This window comes from Draconibacterium orientale (assembly GCF_900111425.1).
GTDB lineage: Bacteria > Bacteroidota > Bacteroidia > Bacteroidales > Prolixibacteraceae > Draconibacterium > Draconibacterium orientale.
In genome coordinates this window covers 17,632-28,362 of sequence record NZ_FOHT01000045.1, presented here as the reverse complement: position 1 = coordinate 28,362, position 10,731 = coordinate 17,632, and the positions used below count along the sequence as shown (strand labels likewise).

Annotated in this window: 8 protein-coding genes; 3 read left to right on the top strand and 5 right to left on the bottom strand. The window is 41.4% G+C overall.

Going from position 1 to position 10,731, the window contains the following annotated elements; translation table 11 throughout:
• Window positions 1-203: 203 nt before the first annotated feature.
• A complete protein-coding gene (gene secDF, locus BMW53_RS18820) occupies window positions 204-3,203 on the bottom strand; it encodes a protein translocase subunit SecDF (protein WP_038558169.1) in 3,000 nt (999 codons plus the stop codon).
• Between the two features lie 107 nt (window positions 3,204-3,310).
• Window positions 3,311-3,712 (bottom strand): hypothetical protein, encoded by a 402-nt coding sequence (locus BMW53_RS18815; RefSeq protein ID WP_038558167.1) that lies wholly within the window; start codon window positions 3,710-3,712, stop codon window positions 3,311-3,313.
• A gap of 166 nt (window positions 3,713-3,878) precedes the next feature.
• Here BMW53_RS18815 and BMW53_RS18810 point away from each other — a divergent pair, with 166 nt between their 5' ends.
• The 3 genes from BMW53_RS18810 to BMW53_RS18800 all read left to right on the top strand — a co-directional run bounded on the left by BMW53_RS18810 (window position 3,879) and on the right by BMW53_RS18800 (window position 6,565).
• Window positions 3,879-4,304, top strand: coding sequence for a gamma-glutamylcyclotransferase family protein (locus BMW53_RS18810; RefSeq protein WP_038558165.1), 426 nt, complete (start codon window positions 3,879-3,881; stop codon window positions 4,302-4,304).
• A 172-nt stretch (window positions 4,305-4,476) separates the two neighbouring features.
• Window positions 4,477-5,922, top strand: a complete 1,446-nt coding sequence (locus BMW53_RS18805) for a TolB family protein (RefSeq protein ID WP_245749070.1) — start codon at window positions 4,477-4,479, stop codon at window positions 5,920-5,922.
• Window positions 5,923-6,019: 97 nt separating this feature from the next.
• A complete protein-coding gene (locus tag BMW53_RS18800; protein ID WP_038558163.1) occupies window positions 6,020-6,565 on the top strand; it encodes a hypothetical protein in 546 nt (181 codons plus the stop codon).
• A 22-nt stretch (window positions 6,566-6,587) separates the two neighbouring features.
• Here the strand turns inward: BMW53_RS18800 and BMW53_RS18795 are convergent, their stop codons facing one another.
• The 3 genes from BMW53_RS18795 to BMW53_RS18785 form a co-directional block, all read right to left on the bottom strand.
• Entirely contained in the window at window positions 6,588-7,022 is a 435-nt protein-coding gene (locus tag BMW53_RS18795) for an aspartyl protease family protein (protein ID WP_139178258.1), read from the bottom strand.
• Window positions 7,023-7,102: 80 nt separating this feature from the next.
• The gene (locus tag BMW53_RS18790) at window positions 7,103-8,023 is read right to left on the bottom strand and encodes a malate dehydrogenase (protein WP_038558157.1); all 921 of its coding nucleotides are present in this window, start codon (window positions 8,021-8,023) and stop codon (window positions 7,103-7,105) included.
• 253 nt (window positions 8,024-8,276) lie between these two features.
• A complete protein-coding gene (locus BMW53_RS18785) occupies window positions 8,277-10,451 on the bottom strand; it encodes a DUF5916 domain-containing protein (protein WP_038558154.1) in 2,175 nt (724 codons plus the stop codon).
• Between the last annotated feature and the right edge of the window lie 280 nt (window positions 10,452-10,731).

Sequence of the window (10,731 nt, the reverse complement as noted above, 5' to 3'; positions counted from 1 at the left end):
GCTTCCTTCAGATTCCACCTCACGATGGACACCCTTGCCTTCGGCTAATGGTTGGCACTACAAACCCCCATTCAGGACTTTCACCCTATAGCTATTTACCATGCACGGCACACCAAAAAAAGGATGTCACCCCAATTAAGCGATGACATCCTTCGTATAAAGTCCGGTCTTCCGTCTAACGACTTCCGACTTCTTTCTTCAATCTATTTTTTACGTTTTGCAACGGCTTTAGCAACACGGTTACGTGTGTCGTGTGCAATTGGTGTTGCAATGAAAAGCGATGAGTAAGTACCCACAACTACACCTATCAACAAGGCGAACGTAAAGCCGCGGATGGTAGCTCCACCAAACAGGAAGATTGCTAACAGTACCACGAAAGTTGACAGCGATGTACTGAAAGTACGACGCAATGTGCTGTTTAATGCAGCATCAACGTTTTCTTCACGGTCGCGTTTTGGGTGCAAGCCCAGGTACTCCCTGATACGGTCGAATACAACCACGGTGTCGTTAATCGAGTAACCCAACACGGTTAGAATAGCTGCGATAAACGCCTGGTCGATTTCCAACGAGAATGGCAGTACTCCTGACAGTAATGAGAAGATACCCAATACGATTAACGAGTCGTGCGCCAGGGCAGCAACAGCTCCCAAACCATATTGCCAGTCGCGGAAACGAACAAGAATGTACAAGAAAATAATGATGAGCGAAAAACCGATTGCAATAGCTGCATCCTTACGAATATCATCCGAAATAGTAGGCCCAACTTTTTGCGAACTCTGCTGATAATCCTGCGTAAATTCCTCAAGTGTTACCGATTGGTCGATCAGATCGGCATCTTTCAAGCCTTGCATTAACAAAGCCTCCACTTCGTTATCAACATCTTCACTGCGGTCTTCAATTCGGTAGTCGGTAGTAATTTTAATGTCTTCGCCCGAAGTCTTTACCTCAGGAGCTGCACCGAAAACATCGGCCAAAGCAGCACGAACTTCACCAACTTCAACATCTTTCTGGAATTCTACAATGTACGAGCGACCACCTTTAAAGTCGATACCGTAATTCAACCCGCGAACAAAGAAAGAACCGATAGAAATCAGAATAAATAGCCCTGAAATCACATAGAACATTTTTCTTTTCTCGAGGAATTTAATTTTCATGTTACGCAACCAGCCTTCGGTTGCTGTAGAAGCAAACAGGATACGGCCACCTTTTTTCAACTGCCATTCGAAAATCAAACGGGTTAAGAAAATTGCCGAGAACAGTGAAGTCAGGATACCAATAATAAGCGTAGTAGCGAAACCTTTAATCGGGCCTGAACCAAACATGTAAAGTACAATACCGGTTAATAATGTAGTAACCTGACCGTCGATAATTGCAGAATACGCATTTTTATAACCATCGGTAATGGCCAGCTTCACACCTTTTCCGGCACGCATCTCTTCCTGAATACGTTCGTAAATCAGCACGTTGGCATCAACCGACATACCGATTGTAAGCACGATACCCGCAATACCAGGCAGTGTAAGCACAGCACCTAACGAAGCCAGGATACCAAAGATGAAGAACATGTTGGCAATCAGGGCAATGTTTGCTGCCAAACCTGCATTTTTACTGTAGAAGAACAACATGTAAAGAAGTACAAGCGCAAAAGCGATTACGAATGAAAGTAAACCGCTGTTAATAGCTTTCTGACCCAGCGAAGGACCAACAATATCTTCCTGAATGATACGTGCAGGAGCCGGCATTTTACCCGACTTCAGTACGTTTGCAAGGTCTTGCGCCTCTTCAATACTTTCCAGTCCGCTAATGCTTGAACGTCCACCGGCAATTTCCTGGTTAACATTCGGGAATGAACGAACATAACCATCCAGAACAATGGCAATTGATTTACCAACGTTTTCTTTGGTCATTCGTTGCCAAACTTTTGCACCTTCAGCATTCATTTGCATGGCTACTTCAGGGTTTGAACCAAACTGGTCGAAATCCTGACGGGCATCGGTAATTACACCACCATCAAGAGGTGCCTTTCCGTCGCGGGTAGTAACTTTTAATGCAATTAAGCGGTAATAATTGCCCGCTTCATCCATCGATTTAGCTGTCCAGGCAAATTTCAAGTCGCGTGGAAATATGCTTTTAATTTGTGGATTGTGCAGATAAGTATTAATCTCTGCTGTATCTTTTGCATGTGCGATACCAACAATCGGTCCGGCGTATAGCTGACCGGTTTGATCGGTACTTGGATTCAGTAATGCAAACAATGGATACTGCTCTTTGAAAGCAGCTAAATTATCAGGTGTTGCTGTTGTATCACCGGCTGCTCCGGCTTCCAGTTCCGAAAGCAAAGAGTTCTCTTCAGTGGTGTCAGCAGTTGCTTCGGCCTCTGTCGTTTCGGGAGTGGTATCTTCCACACTTTTTTCCGATTCAAGCACCTGCATTTCTTTAATGCGCTCGTTGGCCTGAAGCATATATTGGTAAACTTCCTGGTTCTCGTAAGTTTCCCAGAACTCCAGGTTTGCAGTTCCCTGTAACAGGCTGCGCACACGGTTCTGATCTTTAACACCCGGCAATTCAACCAAAATTCTACCGCTTGTTTGCAGGTTCTGAATATTAGGTTGTGCTACACCAAAACGGTCGATACGTGTGCGGATGATATTAAAAGCATTGGCAATTGCAGCCTTGGTTTGCTCATCGATAATTTTTAATACATCAGCATTACTGGTGTTAAAGTTTACCTGGTCGCGCAATTCCAGCGTATTAAAAACCGACGCTAGTTTTGCGTTCGGGTCAATTTCTTCGAAAGCCTCGCCAAACAGCGTTACGTAGTCTTTTGTACTGTTTTGCTGGTTTTTTGTTGCCAGTGCCAGTGCAGCGTTAAAAGTTTCATCGTCGCTGTAATTCGACATGGCACGGATGATATCCTGCACTTCAACCTGAAGTGTTACGTTCATACCTCCTTTAAGGTCAAGGCCCAGGTTAATTTCCAGTTCCTGAACATCTTTAAAAGTAAATTTTTTCAAGCCCAGGAAGTTGTAAACCACTTCACTTTTCATTGAATCAAGGTATTGAAACTCTTTCATTTCATCACCTTGTGCATATTCAATGGCATCATCTTTCACCTTGTTCGAAACCCAGGTAAAAGATAGCTGGTAAAAACATACCGCTGCCAACAGAATTGCAAATGTTAAAATTGCACCTTTGTTTTGCATTTTAATTTGAATTTAAATGTTTATTGATATTTTTATTTGATTGAATTCCAGCCCATTCAGGCACACTTCGCACCTGCTATTCTTTTAAACGAATAAAAGAATTACGATTAAGCCATAGAGTCTTCTTCGGGAGAAAAGACGTGATTTTGAAAAACCAGGTAATGATAGGATAAAATAAGCGGGGTGGTTTGTTTAACTACCTCTGCTTTAAAAACCTGATAATTTCGAATGGAGTGATAATTGCGTAAAAATTTGTCGTGCAACTGAGGTTTTGAATGACGTGAATGTACACGATCTTCGAAGGTTTTAATTGTATTCGACGAGCTTTGAGTAATCAGGTAAACTGCGCCCTGCTCATTACTCTGCTCCTGCGATTCGGCCTGAATCTTTTTCACCTCCTCAGGATTATTCCCAAAATAATTATCCAAAACCAAAGCAGCCGCAATAATTGCCACAAACATGGCTGCGCGCACTACAATTTTCCTGGTTATTTTTATTTTAGAAATCATACTTTAAACTTCTTGCCTGCAACAACTTAAAACATTTGTTGTGCAAAAAACTTTTTACACTGGTTTTTACACCTTATTTTTAAGCGGAGCAAATATACCGAAATACTCTAGCTTTCCAAAGATGCCAGCGCTAATTTTGAAGTATTTCGTTTAACGCCAACAATTTATGATGAATGTATTTGTATATGGCTCGCTGCTGTTTCCTGAAATTGCTGAGGGTTTAAGCAGGCAGAAGTTAGAATGGCAGGATGCAACGCTTAACGGCTACTCGCGCTTAGCATTAAAAGGAGCCGATTACCCGGCAATTATCAAAAAAAACAACTCCACAGTTAAGGGCAAAGTACTACTTAACCTCGACAAAAATGCGATTGACCTGCTAACTTTTTACGAAGGTGATGAATACAAGATGGCAGCGGTTAAGGTTGAAACCGTTTCAGGAACGATAAATGCGCTTGCTTTTGTTTGGATAGCCGGGAATGAATTTCTGGAAAATTACGACTGGAGCGAAGAACAATTTGAATCGGAATCGCTGGCATTTTACCGCGACGAAGTTGTTCCGGCAACACGGGCAGAATATTACAAACGAAATTAGTTTGGCAGAATGTGTTCAATAATAGGTCCTGAATTCTTTTAATTGTTTGAAAACTCCTTATTTTTACCTTTCTCACAACGCTAACCAACTAAATTAAAACGTAATGATCAAATCTGCTTTCTTTCGTTTAATCACCGTACTTTGTATTTTATTAATCGGTTTAAATTTTGCCATGGCACAAAATAAAACAGGGATTTTTGATAACCACACCGATATTGGTGACTGCAAACACCCGGGTTTTGCTTCGTATAATTCGAACAACCAAAGCTACACAATTGGCGGTTCAGGGTTTAATATGTGGTTTGCCGACGACCAGTTTCATTACCTGTGGACAACACTTCAGGGCGATTTTATTCTACGCGCCGAAGTAAAACTTTTGGGCGATGGCGTTGATCCGCACCGCAAAGTGGGCTGGATGGTTCGGAATAATCTTGACAGTAACTCGCCACACGCCAATGCAACTGTTCATGGCGACGGGCTTACATCGTTACAATACCGCAAAACTGCAGGCGCCGATACGGAAGAAGTAACGTCCGAAGATCAGTCGCCGGATGTAATTCAGCTGGAAAGAAAAGGCTCCACTTTCATCATGTCGACTGCAAAGTTTGGTGAACCATTCAAAGTGGCTCAACTCGAAAACCTGTCGCTCGACAACGAAGTTTACGTGGGTATTTATGTTTGTGCCCACAATGCAGATGTGATGGAAAGTGCTGTTTACCGAAACGTGCGAATTATCCGTCCCGAAAAAGAAGATTACGTGCCTTACACCGATTATATTGGCAGCGACCTTGAAATACTGGATATTGAAAGTGGTTTGCGCAAAAAAATACACCATTCGGCACATTCTATTCAGGCACCAAACTGGACAACTGATAATGAAAAGCTGATCTACAATTCAAAAGGGCATTTATTCACCTACAAACTGGCTAACGGCGAAATCAAACCGTTAAATACCGGCTTTGCCACAAACAACAACAACGACCATGTTTTAACTTTCGATGGAAGTCTGTTGGGTATTTCGCACCACAGCGCTGATAACGACGGAAATTCCACCATTTATTATTTGCCGGCAAAAGGCGATTCTACCCCAGTCAAGGTAACAAAAACAGGACTTGGCGCCTCGTATTTTCATGGTTGGTCGCCCGATAAAAAAACGATGATATTTACCGGCCAGCGAAACGGTCAATTCGACATTTACGGTGTTAATGTTGCTACTGGCGAAGAAACACAACTGACCAACGAAAAAACACTTGATGACGGACCTGAATTCAGCCCCGATGGGAAATACATATTTTTCAACTCGGCCAGAAGCGGAAAAATGCAATTGTGGCGCATGGATGCCGATGGCAAAAATCCGGTACAGCTGACCGATGATAAATACAACGACTGGTTTCCGCATGTTAGCCCTGATAAAAAGTGGATCGTATTTATTTCATTTCCTGAAGATATTGATCCTGCTGATCATCCGTTTTACAAACATTGTCTTATTCGTTTAATGCCGTACGAAGGTGGCGAACCACGAATTATAGCCTACATTTATGGCGGACAGGGATCAATGAATGTTCCGAGCTGGTCGCCCGACAGTAAGAAAATCGCGTTTGTTTCGAATAGCGATTAAACAATAGTTGATTCGATTACTGCACAAAATCATTCTAAAAATATACCATGAAAAAAAATTAGGTTTTACCTTCGTTTTGTTAACCTTTCTTGTTTCGATGAGTTGTAAGGATATAAATCGTAGTTCGGTTGAAGAAGGTGAGCTGGAAAATGGTGTTTACACGAGTACCTATTTCAAAATGAGTTTGAATGTCCCGGAAAGCTGGAATGTGGATACTTTGGGTAAAATTGAAAAAGAAGCAGCTGCAGCCGAACCGGATAAAAAGGACACTGTTTTAGTTGCCAACTTACTCACAATATACAGAGAAGGAGAAAAGGCAGATTTTAAACCTAACCTGGCCGTGATAGCAGAAAGTTGTACGCTTTATCCTAAACTAAAAGACGAAAGCGAGTATTTAGTGCATGTCCGGAAACAATATGCAAATTTAAACCCCATCACTTCAAAAATTGAAAAGCCAGTACTGACCAACAATATTGAATGTTATACTTTTGATCTGGCAATGACAATTCAGGACATGACAATGCGACAAACTCATTTTGCGACAAAAAGGGATGACTACTATATAGACATCACTATCACATATCAATCGGACACGCAAAGAGAAGAATTGAAAGCTATTGTAAATTCGTTAACGTTGAATTAGATCTCAAGCAATCAACTTAGATTTATACTTTTGGTTTTGAAAGTACTATTCGCTTTCGTTTATAATCAATAACAGCATTATATTTCAGCAGGAAATCGCTTCCCAGCAAACCACAGATTTTATAGTCGCTAACTTTTTGGTACAGTTCGTTAATGTGATCCATATCGAGCAAAGCAACTTTCATAGCCTCTACTTTCAGCTTTCCAAAAAACAATGGTTTTAAAATACCCAGCGATGTTTTTAAAGGTTCTTCGCTCATATTTGCTGCATGAAGATCTTCGGTGCCTTCCTCTTCCGACAAAATAAAATCAGCCTGGTTTTTATCAAATACCGATTTTGAGGCCCCGGTATCAATCACCCAATAAGCGGTTTCGCCTTCGTCAGGCTGCGTTGGCAAAATTAAATGATAGTTCAAGGATTCAAGCTCTATTATGTCGATTGGTATTTTCGTTCGCATGGCTTCAAATTTAAAACAAATTGGCATAAAAAAGGCCCGCAAAATTGCGAGCCTCTGTATGCTGTTATTATTCTTATGAACTATAGTAAATCGTTCACTTTTGAAACACCCTCTGCACTTGCAGCCAGTTTTTCTTTTTCAGCAGCTGAAAGTTCGATTTCAACGATTTTCTCGATACCGTTTTTACCGATGATACAAGGAACACCGATTGAAATGTCGCTTAAACCATACTCACCTTCAAGAAGAGCTGAACATGGGAACAATTTTTTAGAATCCAATGCAATGGCGCGAACCAATTCTGATACTGCTGCACCAGGAGCATACCATGCACTGGTTCCCAGTAATTTTGTTAAAGTAGCACCACCAACTTTAGTTGCTTCAACAACTTCAGTTTGTTTTTCTTCACTTAAAAATTCAGTAACAGGAACACTGTTACGAACAGCTTTGTCGATTAACGGAACCATACCGGTATCGCTGTGTCCACCAATTACCATAGCTGAGATGTCTGACTGTGCACATTCCAATGCTTCAGCCAATCTGTATTTAAAACGAGCGCTATCTAATGCACCACCCATACCGATAATGCGGTTTTTAGGAAGACCTGTAGCTTTGTGTGCCAGGTAAGCCATTGTATCCATTGGGTTACTAACCACAATAATGATTACGTTTGGCGACTCAGCGATCAACTTTTCAGCAACGTCTTTTACAATTCCGGCATTAATACCAATCAGCTCTTCACGAGTCATTCCCGGTTTACGTGGAATTCCACTTGTAATAACTGCAACATCGCTACCAGCTGTTTTAGTGTAATCGTTAGTGGCACCAACGATAGTTGAGTCAAAACCGTTTAACGAAGCAGTTTGCATCAAATCCATTGCTTTACCTTCAGCAAAACCTTCTTTGATATCAACCAATACAATTTCTTCTGCAAAATCTTTAATTGCAATATACTCGGCACAACTTGCACCTACCGCACCTGCTCCAACTACTGTTACTTTCATTTTACTAGTGAGTTTTATTATTATAAAATCGTTTTTAACTTAAACAATTGTCTGTCAAATTGTTTTAAGGCACGCAAAGTTAATTTTTTTTCGCGATGTTTGAAATAATTTGAAGCCCCCAAAATCGGTTTAACAAATTGGTAAAACATACAATCTGCGACTTCAATCCGAAGTGATTTTTGTCAGTTATGTTGGTTTTTTTACGAATGTGAGGCGGAATAGTTCAGCTAATAATGGAAACCGGTAAAATCACTTAATTAAACCAATAAGTCATTTTTAAAACCACGGCCCTGTTTCTGGAGTTCCAGTTTCCGGTAAAATAATTATCGGTATAAACCAGGTAAATATCCGAAACAGGTTGGTAACGCCACTGGAAACGCGAGTTGATGTTCAGGTTATCAATTTGCTCGTTGTACTGCACAAACGTGGACCAGAATATTTTATCGGTAAAAGTGATATCCATTTTCGGGGCAACCAGCCAGAATTTTTCGCGGCTAAACGGATCGCCCAAATCCATATCGGTGTAGTTAATATTCATAGTCAGATTTACATAGGGTTGAAAGCGGTAACCGATCTCTCCCTGAATGTACTGAATATCGCCACTATAGAAACTCCCTTTTGAGGCTTCAGCTTCCCAGGTAAATAACGATTTACGTGTTGATTGATAAGACACCGAGAAAAGTCCGAAGTCGTATTCCGATCCTTCAGGCAAATAATGATCGGGGTCTTGTGTTGGATTAAAATCACCACGCAACTTTACAAACTGATCACTATATTCAAAACTCAGCTCGGCCCTGTTTGCAAAGGTTAATTCGTATTCAAACTCGTATTCATGTTCAATTAGGTCATTATCAGGATTGAAATAATTATCGAGTTTTATACTTGGCCCGTGATTCACCACTTTTTTATTGGGCACAAAAGTATAACCAGCCGAAGCACCAATAAAATTGTACCCGGTTCGGCGCACATATCCGGCCTCTGCACGGTAATTCTCGCCTACCGAAGTTTCGAAAATACCAAGTTGAAGATGCGAAGTGCTGTACTCTAGCATAGCTCCCTGTGCATATTGTTTGCCGGGGTTACCGGGTTGAAACGAGCGGTGGTAAAAGAACTTCCCATCCCACACATTGTCTTTGCTGGCCAGGTTATAATCCAAACCAATCACACGGTTATACATACTTGTGTCCGATGGCACATCAAAATATTCTTTATTAACGGCAATAAATCCCAGGCTCGATCGCGTAAACATTTTCTTTTGAACAGAAGCCACCGTAAAATTCCGCGCCAGGTTTTCGCTGGTTTCTTCGGTGGCCATATTCATAAAACCTACCCGCCAGTCGTTACCAATTTTCCCGCTCAGTCGGCCACCGACCAGTACCGGAGCATCCAAACCAATTCTGCGCGAGAAAAACGGGGTAAGACTATGCTCGTATCCGTAGCTGGAAAACAAGTCGCTATTCTCGAGAAAGAACTGTCGTTTTTCAGGAAAAAACAATTCGAAACGATCGATATTCGTTACCTGCTGATCGACTTCAACCTGTGCGAAATCAGGATTGTAGGTCAGGTCGAGTGTCATCGACGATGAAATACCAACTTTTGCGTCAAAACCAACATCGGTACGATAATCGGTACTTGTTCCGGCCTCGAAATCTTTTGCCGCTCCGCCCAGCAAATATGGGATAACCGAAAACTGCATTTTCGATTTTGGCAACGGCTCCTCAAATTTCATGCGACCGGTATAAGCCAGCGACGCTGTTGGGAACTGCCGGGGAACTGGAGCCCATGCCGACTTCTCATTTGATTTCAAATCGAGTCGGCTAAAGTTTACATTCCACTCCTTGCTATCCTTTGGGTACCGCACCGATTTAAAAGGAATACGCATTTCGCTTACCCAACGATCGTCGTAATGTTTTGTCTCAATTTCCCATTTGCAATCCCAGTCGAGCGAAACACTGCTTCCGTTGCTCATGGTTCCATCCCATTTTGCTCCCGAGGCCGAAACGCCAAACGAAAAACCGTTCGTTTGATCTAAAAATGTATCGAAAAATATAAGCAGGTTATCGTTATTTCCAAAGCTAAAATCGCGACGGAACGATTCCATTACACGTTTGCCGGGAATGGTATCGTAAAATATTTGTGCTACATACAAAGCTTTATCGTCGTAGGCCATCATCATGGTTGAAGGCTGCTTTGCAAACCCCGTATCAACAGGCAGCACCCGGTAAAACTTATCTGCTTTTTGAGCTCGTTCCCAATCTATTTCGTCAATTACTCCATCGATATTTATTAGCCCTTGTAATTTTTTTACATGATAAACATAGTCTTTATTGAAGGTATTTATGGTTGTATCCGATTTTAAATCAAAACCATTGGCTACCCCGGCCATTGAGAAGAGAACACAAAATAAGACGGTCAAAGTCAACTTCATAAGAAACAGCTTTAATTGATTTAGGTATAATAAGTTAAAGACAAAGATATTTAAATTGTTAGAACCACAAAGTGACTGCAATGCGTTTGAGCAAAAGAATAAATACAACTGGATGAATGATGAATTTCGAATGATGATTAACGATTTCTGATTTTAGAAAGAGCATTCAAATGACGGGTTCGCGCCTTTGCGGGATAATATACCACAGAGAAAACACCGAGCGCCACAGAGAAGGAAAGTCTAATGTGTTCTATGTTCCTAATGTGGTTCAAAAACTTTG